The organism is Nostoc sp., assembly GCF_036919495.1.
Taxonomy (GTDB): Bacteria; Cyanobacteriota; Cyanobacteriia; order Cyanobacteriales; family Nostocaceae; genus Nostoc.
In genome coordinates this window covers 1-20,191 of record NZ_JBALBZ010000063.1, presented here as the reverse complement: position 1 = coordinate 20,191, position 20,191 = coordinate 1, and the positions used below count along the sequence as shown (strand labels likewise).

Genomic DNA, 20,191 nt, shown 5'->3' with positions numbered 1-20,191 from the left:
CAATATCTAAATTTTAACCATTTTTTATATTAAATTGTAGTTGTTAAAATCTAATTAATTTTGATTCTCGCCATAAAAGTAGCGGAAGAACCAAAAAGGTTATGACTCAAAATCTTAATATTGATGGTGCTTTGATTCGAGAAGCTCAAATTGGACAGGCTGGACGCGACTTGCACCAAATTCAGTACCTAACTGTGAATGAAAGCTTCAGTCTAGCTAAACTAATAGGTCACAGGGAGGTAAAACCTCCTTCAGGGAAACAGGAGTACCGTTTCCGAGAAGTTTTACTTAATAAAGTCAAACACTATTGGATTAAAGGTGTACTAGAAAAATCTTTGTATACCAAAAGTCTAATTGATTTGGGATTAGAAGAACGATTAGACGCAGTAAAACGCCCATCTAGCATTGTCCAAGAAATTCCTCATGAGTCTGGGCAAATCTTACCTGAAGGGAAAAGTGTTACTGATGTCTTCAATCAGATGGGAAAAGGACGAACCTTATTGATTTTAGGAGAACCTGGCGCGGGTAAAACGATCACTCTCCTGAAGCTGGCACAAGAATTAATTGCTCGTACCGAAAAAGATTTGAGCCAACCTATTCCAGTAGTGCTGAACTTATCTTCTTGGGGAAATAAACAGCAAACAATTGCTGATTGGCTGATTGAGGAATTGAATAGTACATATCAAATTTCTAAAGCGCTTGGTAAAGTCTGGATTGAAGACCAACAACTATTACTGCTACTAGATGGTTTAGATGAGGTGAAAATTGAGCGTCGGGAAACCTGCATTCAAGCCATCAACCAATTCATGCAAGAACATGGGCTGATTGAAATTGTGGTGACAAGTCGTGTTCGAGATTATGAAGCTCTCTCTAATCGTTTAGAATTGCAAGGTGCAATCTGCATCCAATCTTTGACTTTTCAGCAAGTTAAACAATATTTAGACAGGGCTGGTGAACAACTGGAAGCAGTAAAAACATTGCTTCAAGAAGATACTACATTGCAAGAGTTAGCCAAGTCTCCCCTAACTTTAAGCGTCATGACTCTGGCTTATAAGGGTAAGAAAATTGAAGATTTACCTAATGCAGGTTCTAAAGAAGAACGCCGAAAGCACCTGTTTGATGCTTACATTGAACGGATGTTTAAGCGTCATAAATATGAGCCAATATACTCAAAAGTGCAAGCAATGCGCTGGCTAATTTGGCTAGCACAACAGATGTTTCAGAAGTCTCAAACGGTCTTTGTTATTGAAAGAATACAGCCTACCTGGTTGTCAAATCGATTCCAAAAAATGCTTTATCAATTACTCAATTACCTATTTATAGTAATAATTAGTGGGTTAATCGGCAATTTGATAAGTCAATCAATAAATGGAATGTATATTGGTGTAATCACTGGTGTACTGACTGTATGCTTGAGTACTACAGAAATAAAACCAGTTGAAACTTTGAGATGGTCTTGGCAAGAAGCCAGAAAATCTCTGAGAAATGGAATATTAGGTGGATTATTTCTGGGGCTAATTATAGGACTGGTTTTTAAGCTAGCTAACACTCAACCGGAGATCATTGAGGGGCTGCAATTAGGATTACTATATGGGCTAACTGGTGGGCTGATTTTAGGGTTATTAGGTGGACTGAGGGGGCCAGAGATAGAGACAAAAACAACTCCTAACCAAGGGATATGGAACTCAGGCAAGAATGCCGTGATAATGGGATTAATTGGCGCATTACTTGGCGGATTATTTGGGGGATTAATTGGTGGACAAATCTTCGGAGAAGAAAAATGGCTGCAATTGGGGATAGTGTTTGGACTAGTGTTTGGGCTAGTATTTGGGGGTGGTAAAGCTTGGCTGCAACATTTTACCTTACGCCTCATTCTCTACAGCCAGGATTGCATACCTCTAAACTATGTCCGCTTTCTTGACTATGCTACTGAACACATCTTTGTGCAAAAAGTTGGAGGTAGTTACATTTTTGTCCATAGAATGCTACTAGAGCATTTTGCCCAAATGGAGCCAGCATTTATTCAACCAACTTCACAACTAATTCATCAGTCTGCTGATAGGAATAATGCACTCACTGAATTTAATTCAACCAACAATTTTAATCCAGGCACTCCATCTCAAACTCCAGTTGAAAAAAATATAGTATGTAATAATTGTAGTTGCACTAATCCGGCGAATTTCAACTTCTGTACCAAGTGTGGAAGGCGATTAAATCAACCACTTAGCCAAGACTAAATTAAGTATAATCATAATCATAAATAAATAACATTTTTTGCTAGTTTGTGTTTATTATTATGGTTAAATACTTTCAGTTCCTAGCTTTACTGTGTACCTAAAGGTATAATAATTAACTAATTAAAATTAACGCGCTACTAATAGCGCGTTAACGAGATTGAAGTGATTTGTCTATCCCGGAAGTTGCTTTTTCAGTGCTTCCAGAGAAGCCCAACGGTTATCAACTGGAGTTTCAGGACTATCAGAAATATCAACAGTACTACTTACAGGAATACCTGGACAATTCCTACTGCACAGCTGGCGCTGAGGTACTGCCAAGCACATTTGCTCATACAGCCATTCGTTGGGATAAAAATAACCATCGGGCGGTAAGGTTTCAAGCAACTCTTCCATAATTACTTCCCTTTCTAAAGGCAAGTCATTTACTTGATTTGCAGTTTCGTCTAACCAGATGATTTCTTTGGTATCAAGCCCTAAACGTCGGTTGTATTGCTGCAAACAGCGATTGCAGCTACAAGTAATAATTGTTTCTGCCTGAGCGGACACTTCCAGGTAATTACCATGATGCTCAACGCGCACATGACCTCGAACTGGTGTCAACGTTTCCAGACCAGGCAGAAATTCCTGAACCTGAACTTCCTCTGTCCGCTCCGGGGCTTTAGTTAGCTGCGGAATAAAAATTGCGTCCATAGGATTTGTGAGACATCCTCACTAAGAATTTATCTTCATTACCAGCAAGAATACTGATACTACATCTTTATTTTAGGCAACAAGAGGAATTGTGAGATTATATAGTTATGAGTTTTCAATTAACTCCTGACTCTGCCAATTTGAGATTTTGAATTTTGGATTTTGGTGAAGCAGCGCGGTCTTGGGGGTTTCCCCCATGAGCGACTGCTGTTAGCGAGGTACGAGCGTCACCCGAAGGGATTGAATAAAAAATCTAAAATCTAAAATCTCAAGTTGAATGACTTCTAACTCCCAACTCCTTCCAAGGAAGCTGGACGGACAACCAGATTACGATGCGGCTCTTTACCGCGACTGAAGGTTTCTAAATCTCCAAACTCCTTCAAGAAGGTATGGATTTGACGCCGTTCAGCAGAACTGAGAGATTTGATTTCTACTTCTCTACCAGAAAAACGCACTTCATCGGCTGCTGCTTCTGCTAATGCGCGAATTTCGGCTTCTCTTTTAACCCGGTAGCCATTCAACTCAATGGTGTAAGAAGCTTGTTCCTCAAGGGGTTGGCTCAAGTTTAAAACCGAATTTGCTATATACTGAATCGCATCTAGCACAGAACCATCAGCACCAATTAATATCTGGATTTGTTCTGTCGTCAAATTAGTTTGGTCAATTGTTAACCAATAGTTATCTGGTTCTAAAGAATCGCCGTCTTGAGATTGGGCAGTTTCTAAATGACCCTGAATTTCAGAAGGTATTCCAGTGAGTTCCAGCAGGGTTTTTAACCACTGTTGACCTCGCTGCATGGGAATATTGCTCATGATCCCCCTGTAGCCTTTTTCTTGGCACTTTTTGGTTCAAATGGCAATGCCTTTTGTTCTGCGACTACTGCTTCTTTCTCTTGGGTTGCTACGATTTTTTGTAGTTCTTCTGGTAGAGGTTCGCGGGATAGAAGATAAGTTTGCGCGGTTTGGAAAATATTACCAATCACCATATACATCAGTACCCCAGCAGGCAAGGGGAAAAACAAAAACATCCCAGAAAAAATAACTGGAGTGATTTTGTTAACTGTATCTTGCTGCGGATTGCCTCCACTGGAATTTTGCCCAGAAAGCATTTGGCTAACATAAAGGCTGATTCCAAAGGAGACGATCATGGCGACGATATCCCAGTGGATTGTGCCATCTGGATCAGTTGCGCCAACCCTGCCTAAGGCATCAATAAATAGAAAGCCTTTGTCTGCTGCTAGTCCAGGAATTGTCCCTTGAATAGTGACTTCTCCAGGCTGCAAGGCTTCTACATTGCCATTAGCATCAATTTTTACCCTATCTTCCCCTTTGGTGACTTTCCAATCAGGAATCAGCTTATTTTCTGGGTGTTCTGCTAAGAGTACCTGAAATGGTTTGCCTTCAATAGTCTGATATTGAATCTTAGTTTGTTCTCCCACCGCTAGTTTGTTACCACTAGGAAGGATTGCAGCTATTTTTACATGTTCTCCATCAGCAACATAAATGTTTTGAGGAGCAGTGGCAAAGGCTTGCGGTTGAATTTGTTCGATTTGTTCTGCGGGTAAGATTTGCAGATTAACGCTGTAGTTAGCACCTGCAAAAGGCGAACCCCGCAAAGTGGCAAACAGCGCTAATAAGACCGGCATTTGCACTAGTAATGGAAAACAGCCTGCCAAGGGGTTGCCAAATTCTTTTTGAACATTGACCATTTCCTCCTGCTGCTTTTGCGGTTCATCCTTATAGCGCTCTTTGATTTCTGCCATCCGCTTCTGCATCAGAGGTTGTACAATTCGCATCTTCCGCATGTTGCGAATTGAGCCAGCACTCAGGGGATAGAGCGCGAAGCGGACTATCAGGGTCAAAGCAACGATCGCCAATCCGTAGCTAGGCACAATACCATAGAAGAAATCTATGATTGGCAGCATTACGTTGTTCGAGAGAAAGCCGATACCAAAATCCATTATTCTGAATTCAACCTGAGGTACTGTAAACTGAATCTAATTTATCTAAATCATAAATTATGTGCGACTACCCTTCGCTACGGATAGCCGCACATCCAAAAAAAGGGAGTGGGGAGTGGGCAATTGGGAGTGGTATGTAATTTTTGGTAAGTAGGAAGTTTTTAACTTTGGATTTTATCTGAGTAAATTTTGTATTCCCTACTCCCTACTCTCTACTCCCTACTCCCATCACTTGTTAGCAGCAGCGCTATATTCGGGATTTTTCGCAGCAATTCTTTCGTTGATGTAGTCATAGACTTCCCGAAACTTGGGAATTGCCCGCAATTCGAGACGACTGCCGTTTCTTAGGGTTAGTACCATATCTCCCCACAAACCAATTCCACGGGGAACTGTGACGACTTTGACAATTTCTGAGTAAATTATGTCAGTGCGATCGCGTCCCTGCCAACCTCCTATCACGGTAATTCGGCGATCGGTGATGCGGAAACGCAGCCACAATGCTCTGACAATTGCCCCAACTGTTAATGGTATCCCGACAATAGTTAGCCCAATTAACAGGTTGACAATTAAATCCCCAATATGGGGGCCACCTTCATAATAAACATCTTCACGAATTCCCATCGAACACCTCAGCTTGTGCCAACAACTGCTCTAATTCTTGCAGAAATTGTGGGCTTACGCACTTAGATTCTGCTGTTGTGGGTTTGACAATGAACACTAGCCGCCATCCTGGTGATAATTTGGGGAGCAAGCTATATAAAGCAGAAGCAATTTGCCGTTTGATTCGGTTGCGAACCACTGCCCTTTTGCTGACTTTTGTACTTATGGAAATGCCAATCCGCGTACTGGCAAGATGTGCTGAGTCAGCTGTTTGTGTAGTCTGGGTGGCAGTGGACAAAGAAGGTTTTGTTGAACATAACGGCTTTAAGGCTCTCAATGTTAAATAAGAGCCATGACGCCGAATCCCTTCCCGGAAAACTGCCTGGAAATCCTTGCGGGATTTTAGCCGATTTGCTTTAGGCAAAGCCACAGATGTTCTTTTAGCTTAATATTCCCTAAACGCTCAAACGGTGACGTCCCTTTCTTCTTCTAGCGCTAATCACGTTTCTGCCGTCTGGTGTCCGCATTCTGGCGCGAAAACCAGAGGTTCTTTTTCTCTTACGGCTAGTACCGCCCAGTGTTCTTTTCATACTCTTCTCCTCTTAGGTGATTTTTATAAAAACTCACAATCTCTAATTGTATTACTTTATTAGGGAATAGGGAATAGGGAATTGTCATTAGTTATTCTTTCTCCCCCTGCTCCCTGCTCCCCACTCTTAATTGATGCTCACAATCCATGTTCCCATGTAGCGCAATAGTGGCACATCGCCAGGGGAGAGAACTTGACAGCGAAAATAGTAAACTCCGCCGAAGGCTGGGTTTTTAACGTTAGATAAGACTACCTCAACTGCACTACCTGCTGGTACTGGCTCTTGGGGAAAAATATTAATCAGCTTACCTTCTTTGTCCCACTTCACCTCAGAAAGCGGAACTGCTTTACCTTTGACTCGGACTTCAATTTTCTTCTGGTCAAAAGTTCCTTTGTAATAATCAGGGTAAGTAATGGCAAATTGACCAACAGCCAATTTCATTTTTTGGGCTGGAATCCTTAATATGTATCGATCCCAACCATTGGCTTGTCCACCAAAATCTAACCTAAAGGGCAGCTGATTTTCTTGTTTGACGCCGCTAAACAGTGTAAATCCAGGTAAGCTTTGTGCCCAAGTCAAGGCTGGTAATCCAGTAACCAGAAAGCTAGTAACGGCTAAAGCAGAAAGTAAACGTCGCATAATCAGGCTTCCTCTACCAAAATATAAATCTGTTATCTAAAATAACTGTGTGTTAGTATTCGTTACTAAACTTTACTACTGACTTCCTGACAATTGACGTTTAATAATAAAAAAAAGTGCCATCCTCATTGAGCTTTGGGCGACAGCAAAATTGCTTAGTTATAAATTTACTATGTAATCAATTTACTTCATCACCCTTACAGAGTGCTGATTTGATGACTAGGTTGGTCAAATTTTGAACTCAATACAAACACAAGCGCGGTTGGATTGTGTTTCCAAATATGTACAAGTGTATCTAAATTTGAGAATTTTGTTATAAAAATTGAGGCATGCCCTCAGCGATCGCCAGTTAAGTTGGGCTAAATTGATTAAAATAAGTTGGAATCAGAGTCGTAATTATTAAAATTTGATTTGGATAATTATAAAGCTTTCAAAATTTGGTCAATATTACTCTATAAGAAAGGAATACCAAAATTTCTCAATCCCGAAAACAAGCTGAAGATAAAGATGCAAAATTTGGGAATCAACTTAGGATGTGCAATACGTAACCCTGTTTGCAACTATCTGAAAATATGACATCTGCGAACGGCAAAGTCAAGCTTTGCCTGGACAGCTAAGAGTGGGAGAGGAAAGTTTCTTTTGTTCAATCTACAAGTAAAATTCATGGGTGATGTTCCTGCCTAAGTACTATGAGTGTGGGACACGCCTCATCTAGACAGTCGCTTACTTGGCAGAGATTAGGTATTTATCTTCAGGAGATTTCATGAGAATAGCAGTTGCTAAAGAAATTGAAGTTTGTGAACGTCGTGTAGCATTAATTCCTGACACCGTTGCTCGATTGGTAAAACAAGGTTTGGAAGTTTGGGTAGAAACAGGTGCAGGAGAACGATCATTTTTCAGCGATTCTGACTATGAAGCAGCAGGAGCCACAATAATCAGCGATACTGCCAAACTATGGGGCGAAACAGATATTCTGCTGAAAGTCAGCCCCCCACAAGAACGAGAAGATGGACGCTCAGAAATTGACTTATTAAAGGAAGGGGCTGTTTTACTCAGTTTCCTCAATCCCTTGGGAAACCCCGTTGTAGCACAGCAACTAGCAAATCGTAAAGTTACAGCCTTGAGTATGGAAATGATTCCCCGTACTACCAGGGCGCAAAGTATGGATGCTTTGTCCTCGCAAGCTTCATTAGCAGGTTACAAGGCTGTATTAATTGCCGCAGCTGCATTACCGAAATATTTTCCGATGTTAACCACAGCCGCAGGTACGATCGCTCCAGCGAAAGTATTTATTATGGGCGCTGGTGTAGCCGGATTGCAAGCGATCGCCACCGCCAGACGCTTGGGAGCAGTAGTAGAAGCCTTTGACATTCGTCCCGCCGTTAAAGAAGAAGTGCAAAGCTTAGGGGCAAAATTTGTTGAAGTCAAATTAGACGAAGAAACCGTTGCTGCTGGCGGTTACGCCAAGGAAATCTCTGAGGCTAGTAAACAACGTACCCAAGAAGTTGTCGCCGAACACGTCAAAAATTCTGATGTGGTGATTACCACTGCTCAAGTTCCTGGGAGACAAGCACCACGGCTGGTTACAGAAGAAATGGTGGCACAAATGAAACCCGGTTCAGTAATTGTAGATTTGGCTGCCGATCAGGGTGGTAACTGCGCCTGTACCGAACCCGGCAAAGATATTGTGTGGAACGGTGTAACAATTATCGGCCCCATCAATCTCCCATCATCAATGCCAATTCACGCCAGCCAATTGTATGCCAAAAACGTAACATCGTTGATGCAATTGCTAATTAAAGACAAAGCTTTGCAAGTAGACTTTAGCGACGACATCGTTGATGCAGCTTGCGTTACCCACGCTGGTGAAATTCGCAATCAACGAGTGCGGGATGCATTACAAGCTTTGAGCGGCGTTGGAGCAGGTTAATAGCCAAATTACCATAAGGAGTTTTGATTTCATGACAGAGGCATTACTTGCTGCTTTGTTTGTATTTGTGTTGGCATCTTTTATCGGCTTTGAAGTCATCAACAAAATACCACCGACTCTACACACGCCGTTAATGTCAGGCTCAAACGCGATTTCTGGGATTGCGGTACTTGGAGCAATAGTTGCTGCTGGTGCGAGAGACACAAGTGTGTCCGTAATTCTCGGTTTGATTGCTGTGGTACTGGCGACAGTCAACGTTGTAGGCGGTTTTTTAGTGACAGACAGAATGTTGCAAATGTTCAAGAAGAAGGAGATTAAGGCGTGAGCGACTTTTTACCAACTGGCATTCAGCTGACGTACTTAGTCGCTGCATCGTTATTCATTCTGGGCTTGAAAAAGCTGGGATCGCCTGCTACAGCGAGAAACGGTAATATCGTAGCGGCTGTGGGGATGCTGCTGGCAATTGTGGCGACAATGCTCGATCAGCATGTGTTGAACTACGAGATGATATTGTTGGGCTTGGCGATTGGATCGGGAATTGGTGCGATCGTTGCCTACAAAGTCCAAATGACGGAAATGCCCCAAATGGTGGGTTTACTCAACGGTTTGGGCGGTGCGGCTTCGGCATTAGTAGCTGTTGCCGAATTCTGGCGGTTGTTAGATAGTTCGCAGCCGATACCCCTAGATGTCAACGTTTCCATACTATTGGACGTGTTAATCGGTGGTATTACCTTCACAGGTAGTTTTTTAGCCTTTGCGAAATTGCAAGGTTTAATTAGCGGTTCCCCGATTACATTTCCATTCCAGCAACCATTTAACCTCTTGCTTCTGGGTGCTTATATAGTAGGCAGTGCCTATTTAATCATCACACCAGATAGCTTACCCATATTCTTGGGAGTGGTTGGCGTTTCATTGGTGCTGGGCGTGATGTTCGTCATCCCCATTGGTGGCGGCGATATGCCAGTAGTAATCTCGCTGTTGAACTCGTTGTCAGGTGTGGCGGCGGCGGCGGCGGGATTCGTGGTGATGAACAATATGTTAATCATCGCTGGTGCTTTGGTGGGAGCATCTGGCTTAATCCTCACCGAAATTATGTGTAAGGCGATGAACCGCTCCTTATTTAGTGTGCTGTTCAGCGCTTTTGGTACAGGTTCTAGTTCTGGTGGTGGTGCTGCAACTGGTGGTGCAACCGATCAAAGTGTCCGCAGCATCGATCCTGAAGAAGGGGCGATGATGTTGGGTTATGCCCGTTCTGTGGTAATTGTGCCTGGTTATGGTATGGCAGTTGCCCAAGCGCAACATAGCGTCCGGGAATTGTCAGATCAGTTAGAAAAAATGGGCGTTGATGTCAAGTATGCTATTCACCCCGTTGCTGGTAGAATGCCGGGGCACATGAATGTGTTGCTGGCGGAGGCAAATGTGCCTTATACCCAGTTGTACGACATGGATGATATTAATCCCCAGTTTGATCAAGCGGATGTGGCTTTAGTAATTGGGGCAAATGATGTGGTAAATCCGGCGGCGCGGAGTGATACAAATAGCCCGATTTATGGTATGCCGATTTTGGAAGTAGATCGGGCGAAGCAGACGATTGTGATTAAGCGCGGGATGAGTACGGGTTTTGCCGGTGTAGATAATGAGTTGTTCTACAAGGATAAAACCACGATGCTTTTTGGTAGTGCGAAGGATATGGTGGCGAAGTTGGTTTCGGAAGTGAAGCAACTTTAACGAACCGCAGAGGCGCAGAGAACGCGGAGTAAAGAAAGAATGTAGAGAGTTGGCTTGCCTTGGGGGTTTGATGCTTCTGGGGCAAGTTTTTTTGTGTATTTTATCCCGATTAATTTATCCTATTTTTATCTAAAAAACGGTTATTTAATTTGTCTGAAAGTAAGATTTATTCTTGATTGTGTAAGTTTATTTTTTTTAGGTATTTGATGTTGCCAAAAGTGCTGTGTAGTTCCCTTCATGATTAGTAAACTTCCATGAGTAAGTTGAATTTCGTAGTTTAATTCTTTTTGTATTTTATGTCTAAACATAAAACGACGATTAGCTCCGAAACTCACAGAAGCAATTACAGGGTTTTCTCCAAGCTCTGCTTCATCATCACTATGCCAAGCTACGCTGTCTTTACCATCACGATATAGATTAAGTAACACACTATTGAATTTAATTTTAGATAAAGATTCAATTTTAGATTTAATATTGATTAATACAGGAGTCCATAAAAAAGGTTGCATTGTGATTTGGGAGTAAGAATAGGATTTATCTGGATCTCCATACCAAGCTGTAAGCCTTGGTAACTTAAGTTGTTTACCAAAAAGTATTGTAGATTCTTGATTCCAAGAAGTAGTTTCATATAATTCAACAAATAATTGGTTACTCTCGTTCCCATCAAAGAAATTTTGGTAATAGATTACTTCAGCATTTTGCATAGGTAACTTTTCACCCTGATACCTACTCTTATCATTTCCCTCTTCCCAGATCGATAGTTGATTAAACATGAAATAATTTCAATTAATATCTATAATTTTTCTTGCAATGTATGGTCAATTATCTCAAATTAAATTACTTCTAATATTGCTAATATATGAAGTTTATCACATTAAATAGCAATTCTAAATGAGTAATGGACAAGACACATTTTGATGAAAGTTAGAAAAATCAAATTTTTCAACCACATAACCTGCTATTCACATTATAGTACAAAAATACTATATATTCTGAAATTAAATTAGGATTGCTATAAAAATTAAAACAATCTTAAAATTATTACTGAGTATTAAAATTTCCAAAAAAGCATTATATAGTAGCCTTGATCACTTCATAACGTTGAGTATTCTTATGAACTGTTTTCAAATTATTAAGTCTGTTCTAGATGAAGCGTACAGTCAAATACCTGGAGATGGTGTAAACAAAGATAATGATATTAAAGAAGCAATAAAATATTTGCGGGAAGAATATACGAGTTTATTAACTGGAAACAATATTACTTATAGTGACCCTATTACTAGATTTGCCTATATTTATACCTATGTAACATCTCATGCTAACTTAGTCTGTACTCTTATCGAACAAGATGATAATTTAGGCAATTTATTTAACAATTCAAAAGTCAACGTAGCTTGTATCGGAGGAGGACCAGGAAGTGACTTTTTAGGAATATTGAAGTATCTGATGACTAATAAAAAGTCACCTACAGTTAAATTCCAACTTTGTGATAAAGAGAAAACATGGGCAGAGTCTTGGTATGATGTAGATGATAAAATTGATCCTCTTTTTCGCATATCAACTTCTTATTTACCATTAGATGTAACTAAGCCAGATGATTGGCAGGCATATAATAAGTATTTTCAATCAGACCTTTTTACAATGATTTATTTCATGTCTGAGGTATATACATTGAAAGATGTAGCAAATGAATATTTTGCCAACTTATTTAGTCAAGCTAAACCGGGATCATTATTCTTGTTTGTTGATAATAATAACCCCAGTTTTTACGGTTGGTTTGATAAACTGGCTAAAGACAATAGTATTAATATTATCAACAACAAAACTGGGAGAATGTCTTTACCTAATCATGAAGATAAAAATGACTTAGAAATATATTTTGAAAAGTTTCAAGCTATTGGTAATCCAAAAATAACTGCTGATGTTGCGTATCGTGTTGGACGTAAAGAGTAGTAAACTAAAGCGGCAATTACTTAACCTCACTAATTTATCTGCGCCTCTGTGGTTCGTTAAAAAAAGCGATCGCCTGCAAAATCTCCATCGTGCGATCGCCCCTCTTCTGACTCTGTGTACTCTGCGCCTCTGTGGTTCTTTAAAAAGAGCGATCGCTATATATCCAGAGTGCGATCGCCTCCTCTTCTAACTCTGTGTTCTCTGCGCCTAATAAGGTTCGTTAAAAAGAGCGAGCGCCCTCTCCTTCCTCTGTGTCCTCTGCGCCTAATAAGGTTCGTCAAAAAAGGCGTAGCCTCTCGTAGAGAAGGCATCGCCTGATTTCTTTCTTAACTAGCTGTCCGTTTTATCGGGATTTCTATCCAGAACTCACAGCCTTTGCCAGGTTCAGAAACACACTTGATATTACCGCCGTGTTTTTCCACAATAATTTGGTAGCTAATAGATAATCCTAAGCCAGTACCTTGTCCAGGTTGTTTGGTGGTAAAGAAAGGTTCAAAAATGCGCGATCGCCTAATCTCTGGAATTCCACAACCATTGTCAGCAATCCAAATTAGAATTGTATTCCCAGATATCACTTCTGTACGAATCCAAATTTTAGGATTGTCAATTTTTTTTCTACTAGTTGCTGAGTTTTCTAGTGCATCGATCGCATTGTTAAGAATATTCATAAACACCTGATTTATCTGGGCCCCATAGCAGACTAATGGAGGTAATTCACCATATTGTTTAACTACCTCAATAGCAAAAGAATTAGTCTCTGGTTGCAGTCGATGTTGTAAAATCAACAAAGTACTGTCGATGCCTTCATGAAGATCAACGGGCTTCATTCCTGTTTCGTCAAGTCGAGAAAAACTTCGCAATGATAAGACTAGTTGAGAGATCCGATCTGCCCCTATCTTCATTGAAGTCAGAACTTTAGGTAAGTCATCACTAATGAAATCTAAATCTAGTGCTGCTGCTTGCTTTTGAATTTCTCCTGTTATCTTAGGATACTGTTTTTGATAGAGGCGCAGTAATTTTAATAAATTTTCGGCATGTTCAGTAACATAAGTGATGTTGCCATAGATGAAACTAATCGGGTTGTTAATTTCATGTGCTACACCAGCAACTAACTGCCCTAAACCTGCCATTTTTTCACTTTGAATCAACTGGCTCTGAGTGTGCTGTAATTCTTTAAGAGTCTGGGTAATTTCTTCTTTTTGACGTTGAGTTTGTTCGAGTAATTCCGCTTGTTGAAGTCCTACCCCTAACTGAGTACCAATCTGCATCAGCAAATCTACCTCATCCTCTTGCCAATCACGGGGCTTGATATTTTGATAAGCTGCTAGTAATCCCCAGAGTTTCTCACCCTGAAAAATCGGCACAATCATATATGCCCTAGCCTGCATTAGCTCAAGCAGGGCAATATGACAAATAGAATAATTGGCGCTGTAAATATCTTTAATGACACAACTTTTAGCATTAGCAAACCTTCCGCCTTGCGTTTCTTGTAAGTAATCATCTGCAACTACAGGTACAATTTCCCTTATTGGTGTCCAACCTTGAGCTAAAGACTCAGCAACAAATTTGCCACTCCAATCAGCCCCGAATCGATAGATTGTGACTCGATCAACTTCCAATAGCCGCCGGACTTCTTCTGTACTGGTGGCAAAGATGGTATGAATATCAAGAGACTGGCGAATTTTTTCCACCGTTGCGGCTAATGCCTTTTCTCTTTCGGCTGCTTTCCGTTCTCGTGCAGCAGCTTGAGCCAGTTTTTGGGTTTGCACCTGCATCTGTTTCAAAGACTCAGCTTGCTGTAATGCTACCCCCAATTGAACGCCAACTTGCGCCAATAAGTTGATTTCCTCATCTTGCCAATAACGAGGTTGGGAATTTTGATAAGCTACTAGCAATCCCCACAACTTCTCGCCCTGAGAAATTGGGACAAAAACTTCATTTCGTGCATACTTAACTGCCTGCTTTCCTTGTAGAAAAACGCCTTCTGTCACAGGCTGCGGCTTAAGCATTGGTGTCCAGCCATCAACAATAGAATCAGCGACAAATTCGCCACTCCAATCGGGATAGAAGCGATAAATTGCTACTCGTTCTACTTCTAATAACCGACGGACTTCTTGAGTTGTGGTTTTAAAGATGGCTTCAATATCAAGAGACTGACGAATTTTTTCTACGGTGTTCGCTAACGCTCTTTGTCTTTCGGCAGCTTTGCTAATCTCTGCTGCTTGGGTTTGCATTTGTTGGATAAATTCTGCTTGCTGCAAAGCTACACCTAGTTGTGTACCCACTTGGGTAAGCAAGTAAACCTCATCTTTTTGCCAATCACGGATTCTGGCATTTTGGTACACTGCTAGCAAGCCCCAGAGCTTCTGACCGTGGTAAATGGCAATGATCGCATAAGCTCTTGCTTGATATATCTCTAAGATTTTAATGTAGCAGTTACTAAAGCCTGAATTGTAGATATCCTTACAAACACGGTAAACTTCACAGCGACTGAAGCTACCACCCTCTGTATCTTGTAAGTAGGTGTCAGCGACTGGAGGTTTAGCTAAATCTTTGGCACTACATTCACTGACGTTTTCACTCACTTCTGGCCGCTGGAATTGCTCATCTATCAGGGAAATCCAACCCTCTGCCACTGATTCAAACACGAATTCACCACTCCAATCTGGATTGAAGCGATAAATAGCCACGCGGTCAGCATTTAACAGGTGCCTAAGTTCTCCGGTGGTTGTGTGGAAAATGTTTTCCAAGTCTAAAGACTGACGAATTTTCTCAATGGTTATGGCTATGGTTTTTTGCCATTGGGCTGCTTTTTCTCTGGCCTTTGCTTGTGCTAGTTCTGCTGATTGTAGTTTTACTTGTTCCAGGTAATCTGCTTGCTGTAAAGCAACTCCCAGATGTCCGGCGATTAATTGCACAAACTCAATTTCTGATGCTTCCCATTGCCGAGGGCTACTACACTGATGAATACACAACAATCCCCATAAATCTTTACCTTTGATCAAGGGGGCAATTATACTAGCACGTACTTGGAATCTTTCTAAAATCTGGATGTAGCAATCACTAGCATTAACTTGATAAATATCAGGTATTGCTCTAATCCGACCTTGCTGATATAGCCCTATGAACTCCTCACTAAAGCAGTGGTCGCGCAATTTGGTTGCTAGTGCCGAATCCCATTCTGTTGCCACATCTTCATAGATAAATTCCCCTTCCCATGCCAAATCAGGATAGAAACGAAACACGCCAATCCGATCGGTTTTCAGAATCTGGCGTACTTCAGTGACTGTAATTTTGAAGATGTTTTCTATATCTAGAGACTCGCGGATACGGGCAATAACTCCAGATAAGGTTTTTTGTTGCTCATTCTGATGTAAGGAGGATGTCACATCTGAATGAGATTCTTGCTGTTCTGAATTTGGTTCTATGGGTTGAGTCGTAGAGGAGTTTTCCATTCCCAGTGGGACTTTAAATATTGAAAGTCTTCTATCTCATGATTCCCGTTGCGATCGCAAAGGTAACAGTTATTTTCTGGGAATGCTAGAAAAAATAGTGTAGGGATACGATAATATCGTGTCCCTACAAAAACATTTCTCAACCACAAGAAAATTATCGCCGCTTAGGAGTGGCGCTGCGGCTGGTGCGTTTGTCATCATCTCGGCGACGGCGATCGCGCCAATCTGCCACGGTCAAATAACCAATACCACCAGTGACTACTACGAGTAGCACTATGGCTACTATTGTTAAAATACTCAAAAATGGACTTTCCACGATGCCTCTACAGTCCGTTACGTCCCCAAACTACCATTGCAATTGACCAAGTAAACACAACTAACAGTGATACCCAACCTAGTGTCAAAATCTCCATAGTCCCGCTTTTCAAATAATTACAAAAGGTTTCTAATATTTATCATACAGGGATTGGGCAGGCTCAGATTTGTTTATAGATGAGATTATAAGTTGGACGTGCGATGTCTACGACGGTCTATTAGATGTCGCAAATGATACAGCATTTTTTGTTAATACGCTAGTACTTCAGGCATTAATAAAGACAAGTGTAAAAAATTAGCGATCGTGCTTTCCCACTTGTATAGTTTGGGAATACTAGGCTTATGCGTATATATTTCAAATCTAGCCACCCCTTGTATCATGCCAACGTTTTTCAACTATCCTTTCCACTCTAATGGTTTTGTTGCCCACGGACATTGTTATCTCTGGAAAACTGGATTAGTTTGGCTCCACATTATTTCTGATGCCACGATCGCTTTTGCCTATTATTCCATTCCCTTCTTACTGATTTACTTTATTTCCAAGCGCAAAGACGTTCCTTTCAATGGAGTCTTTTTGTTATTTGGTGCTTTTATCATTGCCTGCGGTACTGGACACTTGATGGATATTTGGACGCTTTGGCATCCAGACTATTGGATTGCAGGTGGTTTAAAAGCTTTAACTGCCATTATTTCGATATATACGGCATTTGCGTTATTTTATCTCATGCCTCAAGCTCTGATACTACCAAGCCCAGCCCAGTTAGAAGTTATCAATCGGGTGCTTTCAACTGAAATTGTAGAGCGCAAGCGCATTGAGAAAGAACTACGCGTTGCAGAAGAAGTTGCTCAAAACTCCAGCCAAGCCAAGAGTGAATTTCTGTCCAATATGAGTCATGAGCTACGCACACCTCTTAACGGTATTCTGGGCTATACACAAATTCTCCAACGCACAGAATCTTTAAGTGAAAAAGGACGTAAAGGAGTCAGCATCATTTATCAATGTGGTTCCCATCTTTTAACCCTAATTAATGATGTCCTGGATCTCTCCAAAATAGAAGCTCGAAAACTAGAATTGTATCCTGTTGATTTCTACTTGCCTGCCTTTATAGATAGCGTAACTGAAATTTGCCGCATCCGAGCAGAACAAAAGGTCATCGCATTTAAGATTGAACTCGATCCTGATTTACCAACGGGCATTCATGCTGATGAAAAACGCTTGCGGCAAGTACTGATTAACTTGCTTAGTAATGCGATCAAATTTACTAATCAAGGTAGTGTCACCTTCAAAGTTCAGGTCATTGGTCAAGAACCAAACGCCAATGGAAAAACTGACTACAAAATTGGCTTTCAGGTAATAGATACCGGCACGGGTATCATCCCTGAACAAGCCGAGAAAATCTTTCAGCCTTTTGAGCAAGTAGGGAATCAGAAACGACAATCTGAAGGTACAGGCTTGGGATTAGCAATTAGCCAAAAAATTGTTTTGCTGATGGATAGTCAAATTCAGGTGCAAAGTACCTTATGCAAAGGTAGCACTTTTTGGTTTGAAGCAAAATTCCCAGAATCTAAAGACTGGGCAAAGGTTTCTAGAGTGGTTGAGCAGGGAACCATTATTGGTTATCAAGGACAAAGGCGCACCATTTTGATTGCGGATGATAAATGGGAAAACCGATCAGTAATTGTAAATTTACTAGAGCCTGTTGGGTTTACTGTTGTAGAAGCTAGTCAGGGTGAGGAAGCATGGAAACAGGCTCTACTCTACAAACCAGACATGATTATTACTGACCTAGTGATGCCTATATTGAATGGATTTGATTTGATCGAACGTTTGCGTCAGCCTGGGCCATTTAAAGAGATTGCTATCATCGCTTCGTCAGCCAGCGTATTTGCAATCGACCAGCACAAGAGTATTGATGTAGGTGCAGATGCATTTCTACCAAAGCCTGTAGAAGCTGAAACGCTGCTGGAAATTCTACGACAATTTTTGCAACTAGAATGGATTTTTGACGTTAAGGTAGACGCAATCAAAAAAACCTATACAGGTGGTTTGGATCAATCAAAAGAGATGATTTATCCTGCCAAAGAAGTTTTACAAGAGTTACTCGATCTCACACAAGACGGCGATATCCAAAAAGTTTTAGAACTTGTTGAGGAACTTTCTGCATCTGATGAGCAGTTAAGCATTTTTAGCCAGCATATCGTCCAACTTGCTAGTAATTTCCAACTCAAACGTTTGGAAAATTTTATTGTAAGTATTCAGGAGTCAGAATAAATGAAACAATCTGGGAAAATATTTCAATACTTTCAGTAAGTTAGTAAGTTACTAACTTGATTACATTCTGTTAGCGGTAGCGGGGCGTTTAGCCCATTCTGACTCCTGATTTCTAATTTTTTATTCAAGAATACATCAATTAATTTGAGTTAAATCTCAATTAAAAATTCATCATGGGTAAAACTGCAAATAACGGATTTATTTTGATTGTGGATGATAATCCGACAAATTTATCTGTCCTGTGTGAAGCACTTAATAGTGAGGGTTTTCGTTTCCGTGTTGCAGTCGATGGAGAAAGTGCGATCGCTCAAGCCGAACGCAATCAACCAGAGTTAATTTTGCTGGATGTCCAAATGCCCGGTATTGACGGTTTTGAAACTTGTCGCCGCCTTAAAGCCAATCCTGTTACCCAGAACATCCCGATTATTTTCACCACTGCTTTATCGGATACGGAAAGCAAAACGAAGGGATTTTCCCTTGGTGCGGTAGATTATATCCCAAAACCGTTTGCACAAGAGGAAGTCATTGCTAGAGTGCGCGTACATTTACAACTCAAACAATTGACTGAATCTTTGGAACAACAAGTTAGCGATCGCACCAAGGCTCTGCAACAAGCTCAAGTCCAACTAGTGCAGCAAGAAAAACTATCAACACTAGGAGAGTTAATCGCTGGTATTGGCCATGAAATCAACAACCCTGTCAACTTTATTTCCAGCAATATTCCACCCTTGCAAGAATACATTCAAGGAGTAACGAAGTTGCTTTTACTGTATGAACAAGAGTATCCAAACCCAACAACCAAAATTACCACCGCTATTGAGGATTTGGATCTTAATTTCGTTCTTGAAGATATGGTAAAAATTTTGAACTCTCTCGAAGTAGGAAGCGAACGAATTCAGAACCTTTCTAATTCACTCCGCAACTTCTCTCGCTCGGATAGTGATACCAAAATATCTGCTGATTTACACCAGGGTCTAGATAGTACACTAATGATATTGCAACACCGCCTCAAAGCTAATGGCGATCGTCCCGGCATTGAGGTTATTAAAAATTATGGAGTATTACCAGAGGTAAACTGTTTTAGTGGGCAGATGAATCAAGTATTTATGAACATTTTGGCAAATGCAATTGATGCACTTGATGAAGCTATAATTCTAGGTAAAATGATCAATCTAATTCCTCACATTAAAATTGCAACAGAAATAGATTCTGAAGAATTGGTTGTAATTCGTATTGCTGATAATGGGATTGGTATTCCTGAACGGTTTAAAAAGCGCTTGTTTGAGCCGTTATTTACCACAAAAACCGTTGGTAAAGGTACTGGACTTGGCTTGTCGATCGCATATCAAATAGTTGTAGAGAAACACAAAGGTGTATTAGAAGTGAATTCTCAATCAGGTATGGGAACCGAGTTTATTATCAAAATTCCCGCATAAGGGCAGCATTTAATTAATTACAAAGCTGCTCTAACATTTATCATACTGAAGAGTAAGGAAAATCCCAATACCTAATCCCTAATTTCTATATAGAGTGAACTCAACTTTAGATGCTCAACTGATGGCAGAACGCCTAGAATCCCTGAAAGCTGGAATAATTGGGGGTTTATCTGTGTGTTTTGCTTTTGCTCTTTTTAGTCTGTTGAATATTTTCGTACTGGCAAAGTATTTTCAGACACTCGCATGTCTGCCAAATGATCTTGACTGGCACTTGTGGGTAAGTGGTGCAGTTGCAACGGGAGCATCCCATTTTTGCAAAGACATTAGATAGCAAGTTGACCATTGAGGTAGGCACAGCGAAGTTGTAGTATGGACGGCACATTGGC

At 40.8% G+C, this 20,191-nt stretch carries 20 protein-coding genes; 9 read left to right on the top strand and 11 right to left on the bottom strand.

Annotation, left to right across the window (positions count from 1 at the left end):
* Positions 1–101: 101 nt before the first annotated feature.
* The gene (locus V7K25_RS08245; RefSeq protein ID WP_335156815.1) at positions 102–2,237 is read left to right on the top strand and encodes an NACHT domain-containing protein; all 2,136 of its coding nucleotides are present in this window, start codon (positions 102–104) and stop codon (positions 2,235–2,237) included.
* A gap of 171 nt (positions 2,238–2,408) precedes the next feature.
* Here the strand turns inward: V7K25_RS08245 and V7K25_RS08240 are convergent, their stop codons facing one another.
* The 7 genes from V7K25_RS08240 to V7K25_RS08210 form a co-directional block, all read right to left on the bottom strand.
* The gene (locus V7K25_RS08240) at positions 2,409–2,927 is read right to left on the bottom strand and encodes a YceD family protein (RefSeq protein WP_335156813.1); all 519 of its coding nucleotides are present in this window, start codon (positions 2,925–2,927) and stop codon (positions 2,409–2,411) included.
* A gap of 284 nt (positions 2,928–3,211) precedes the next feature.
* Positions 3,212–3,739 carry a Jag family protein gene (locus V7K25_RS08235; RefSeq protein WP_335156811.1) on the bottom strand — a complete coding sequence of 176 codons (528 nt, stop codon included), beginning with the start codon at positions 3,737–3,739 and terminating at the stop codon, positions 3,212–3,214.
* On the bottom strand, positions 3,736–4,887 hold the full coding sequence (gene yidC, locus V7K25_RS08230; protein WP_335156809.1) for a membrane protein insertase YidC: 1,152 nt from the start codon (positions 4,885–4,887) through the stop codon (positions 3,736–3,738). The genes V7K25_RS08235 and yidC overlap by 4 nt, the downstream gene beginning before the upstream one ends.
* A gap of 228 nt (positions 4,888–5,115) precedes the next feature.
* A complete protein-coding gene (locus tag V7K25_RS08225) occupies positions 5,116–5,508 on the bottom strand; it encodes a PH domain-containing protein (RefSeq protein WP_335156807.1) in 393 nt (130 codons plus the stop codon).
* Positions 5,495–5,917, bottom strand: coding sequence for a ribonuclease P protein component (rnpA, locus tag V7K25_RS08220; RefSeq protein WP_335156805.1), 423 nt, complete (start codon positions 5,915–5,917; stop codon positions 5,495–5,497). Before rnpA ends, V7K25_RS08225 begins: the two co-directional genes overlap by 14 nt.
* A gap of 25 nt (positions 5,918–5,942) precedes the next feature.
* The gene (gene rpmH, locus V7K25_RS08215) at positions 5,943–6,077 is read right to left on the bottom strand and encodes a 50S ribosomal protein L34 (protein WP_094327629.1); all 135 of its coding nucleotides are present in this window, start codon (positions 6,075–6,077) and stop codon (positions 5,943–5,945) included.
* A gap of 126 nt (positions 6,078–6,203) precedes the next feature.
* A complete protein-coding gene (locus V7K25_RS08210) occupies positions 6,204–6,716 on the bottom strand; it encodes a DUF2808 domain-containing protein (protein WP_335156803.1) in 513 nt (170 codons plus the stop codon).
* A 763-nt stretch (positions 6,717–7,479) separates the two neighbouring features.
* On the opposite strand from V7K25_RS08210, the gene V7K25_RS08205 reads away from it, so the two are divergent.
* From V7K25_RS08205 to V7K25_RS08195, 3 genes are read left to right on the top strand one after another with little or no spacing between them, the layout of a single operon-like run.
* Positions 7,480–8,646 (top strand): Re/Si-specific NAD(P)(+) transhydrogenase subunit alpha, encoded by a 1,167-nt coding sequence (locus V7K25_RS08205; protein WP_335156801.1) that lies wholly within the window; start codon positions 7,480–7,482, stop codon positions 8,644–8,646.
* A 31-nt stretch (positions 8,647–8,677) separates the two neighbouring features.
* Complete coding sequence (locus V7K25_RS08200) at positions 8,678–8,971, top strand: NAD(P) transhydrogenase subunit alpha (RefSeq protein ID WP_100900811.1); 294 nt, start codon at positions 8,678–8,680, stop codon at positions 8,969–8,971.
* Positions 8,968–10,374, top strand: a complete 1,407-nt coding sequence (locus V7K25_RS08195; protein ID WP_335156799.1) for an NAD(P)(+) transhydrogenase (Re/Si-specific) subunit beta — start codon at positions 8,968–8,970, stop codon at positions 10,372–10,374. Before V7K25_RS08200 ends, V7K25_RS08195 begins: the two co-directional genes overlap by 4 nt.
* 140 nt (positions 10,375–10,514) lie before the next feature.
* Here the strand turns inward: V7K25_RS08195 and V7K25_RS08190 are convergent, their stop codons facing one another.
* Positions 10,515–11,147 carry an alpha-ketoglutarate-dependent dioxygenase AlkB family protein gene (locus tag V7K25_RS08190; protein ID WP_335156797.1) on the bottom strand — a complete coding sequence of 211 codons (633 nt, stop codon included), beginning with the start codon at positions 11,145–11,147 and terminating at the stop codon, positions 10,515–10,517.
* 340 nt (positions 11,148–11,487) lie between these two features.
* Between V7K25_RS08190 and V7K25_RS08185 the strand changes: the two genes are divergently transcribed.
* Together V7K25_RS08185 and V7K25_RS08180 are read left to right on the top strand one after the other, a co-directional pair.
* Positions 11,488–12,327 (top strand): hypothetical protein, encoded by an 840-nt coding sequence (locus V7K25_RS08185; RefSeq protein ID WP_335156795.1) that lies wholly within the window; start codon positions 11,488–11,490, stop codon positions 12,325–12,327.
* Positions 12,296–12,517, top strand: a complete 222-nt coding sequence (locus tag V7K25_RS08180; RefSeq protein WP_335156793.1) for a hypothetical protein — start codon at positions 12,296–12,298, stop codon at positions 12,515–12,517. The genes V7K25_RS08185 and V7K25_RS08180 overlap by 32 nt, the downstream gene beginning before the upstream one ends.
* A gap of 136 nt (positions 12,518–12,653) precedes the next feature.
* Here the strand turns inward: V7K25_RS08180 and V7K25_RS08175 are convergent, their stop codons facing one another.
* The 3 genes from V7K25_RS08175 to petN form a co-directional block, all read right to left on the bottom strand.
* Positions 12,654–15,782: a GAF domain-containing sensor histidine kinase gene (locus V7K25_RS08175; protein WP_335156791.1), complete on the bottom strand. Its 3,129-nt coding sequence runs from the start codon at positions 15,780–15,782 to the stop codon at positions 12,654–12,656.
* Positions 15,783–15,936: 154 nt separating this feature from the next.
* Positions 15,937–16,083 (bottom strand): hypothetical protein, encoded by a 147-nt coding sequence (locus tag V7K25_RS08170; protein ID WP_335156817.1) that lies wholly within the window; start codon positions 16,081–16,083, stop codon positions 15,937–15,939.
* Between the two features lie 22 nt (positions 16,084–16,105).
* Positions 16,106–16,195 carry a cytochrome b6-f complex subunit PetN gene (gene petN / locus V7K25_RS08165; RefSeq protein WP_012408302.1) on the bottom strand — a complete coding sequence of 30 codons (90 nt, stop codon included), beginning with the start codon at positions 16,193–16,195 and terminating at the stop codon, positions 16,106–16,108.
* 281 nt (positions 16,196–16,476) lie between these two features.
* Between petN and V7K25_RS08160 the strand changes: the two genes are divergently transcribed.
* The 3 genes from V7K25_RS08160 to V7K25_RS08150 all read left to right on the top strand — a co-directional run bounded on the left by V7K25_RS08160 (position 16,477) and on the right by V7K25_RS08150 (position 20,136).
* The gene (locus V7K25_RS08160; protein ID WP_335156789.1) at positions 16,477–18,369 is read left to right on the top strand and encodes an ATP-binding protein; all 1,893 of its coding nucleotides are present in this window, start codon (positions 16,477–16,479) and stop codon (positions 18,367–18,369) included.
* Positions 18,370–18,542: 173 nt separating this feature from the next.
* The gene (locus V7K25_RS08155; protein ID WP_335156787.1) at positions 18,543–19,805 is read left to right on the top strand and encodes a hybrid sensor histidine kinase/response regulator; all 1,263 of its coding nucleotides are present in this window, start codon (positions 18,543–18,545) and stop codon (positions 19,803–19,805) included.
* A 94-nt stretch (positions 19,806–19,899) separates the two neighbouring features.
* Complete coding sequence (locus V7K25_RS08150; protein WP_335156785.1) at positions 19,900–20,136, top strand: hypothetical protein; 237 nt, start codon at positions 19,900–19,902, stop codon at positions 20,134–20,136.
* Positions 20,137–20,191: the final 55 nt, after the last annotated feature.

Coding starts and splice junctions, on each gene's coding strand:
- V7K25_RS08245 (WP_335156815.1), top strand. CDS start 102: ATGACTCAAAATCTTAATATTGATGGTGCTTTGATTCGAGAAGCTCAA.
- V7K25_RS08240 (WP_335156813.1), bottom strand. CDS start 2,927: ATGGACGCAATTTTTATTCCGCAGCTAACTAAAGCCCCGGAGCGGACA.
- V7K25_RS08235 (WP_335156811.1), bottom strand. CDS start 3,739: ATGAGCAATATTCCCATGCAGCGAGGTCAACAGTGGTTAAAAACCCTG.
- yidC (WP_335156809.1), bottom strand. CDS start 4,887: ATGGATTTTGGTATCGGCTTTCTCTCGAACAACGTAATGCTGCCAATC.
- V7K25_RS08225 (WP_335156807.1), bottom strand. CDS start 5,508: ATGGGAATTCGTGAAGATGTTTATTATGAAGGTGGCCCCCATATTGGG.
- rpmH (WP_094327629.1), bottom strand. CDS start 6,077: ATGAAAAGAACACTGGGCGGTACTAGCCGTAAGAGAAAAAGAACCTCT.
- V7K25_RS08210 (WP_335156803.1), bottom strand. CDS start 6,716: ATGCGACGTTTACTTTCTGCTTTAGCCGTTACTAGCTTTCTGGTTACT.
- V7K25_RS08205 (WP_335156801.1), top strand. CDS start 7,480: ATGAGAATAGCAGTTGCTAAAGAAATTGAAGTTTGTGAACGTCGTGTA.
- V7K25_RS08200 (WP_100900811.1), top strand. CDS start 8,678: ATGACAGAGGCATTACTTGCTGCTTTGTTTGTATTTGTGTTGGCATCT.
- V7K25_RS08190 (WP_335156797.1), bottom strand. CDS start 11,147: ATGTTTAATCAACTATCGATCTGGGAAGAGGGAAATGATAAGAGTAGG.
- V7K25_RS08185 (WP_335156795.1), top strand. CDS start 11,488: ATGAACTGTTTTCAAATTATTAAGTCTGTTCTAGATGAAGCGTACAGT.
- V7K25_RS08180 (WP_335156793.1), top strand. CDS start 12,296: ATGTTGCGTATCGTGTTGGACGTAAAGAGTAGTAAACTAAAGCGGCAA.
- V7K25_RS08175 (WP_335156791.1), bottom strand. CDS start 15,782: ATGGAAAACTCCTCTACGACTCAACCCATAGAACCAAATTCAGAACAG.
- petN (WP_012408302.1), bottom strand. CDS start 16,195: ATGGAGATTTTGACACTAGGTTGGGTATCACTGTTAGTTGTGTTTACT.
- V7K25_RS08160 (WP_335156789.1), top strand. CDS start 16,477: ATGCCAACGTTTTTCAACTATCCTTTCCACTCTAATGGTTTTGTTGCC.
- V7K25_RS08155 (WP_335156787.1), top strand. CDS start 18,543: ATGGGTAAAACTGCAAATAACGGATTTATTTTGATTGTGGATGATAAT.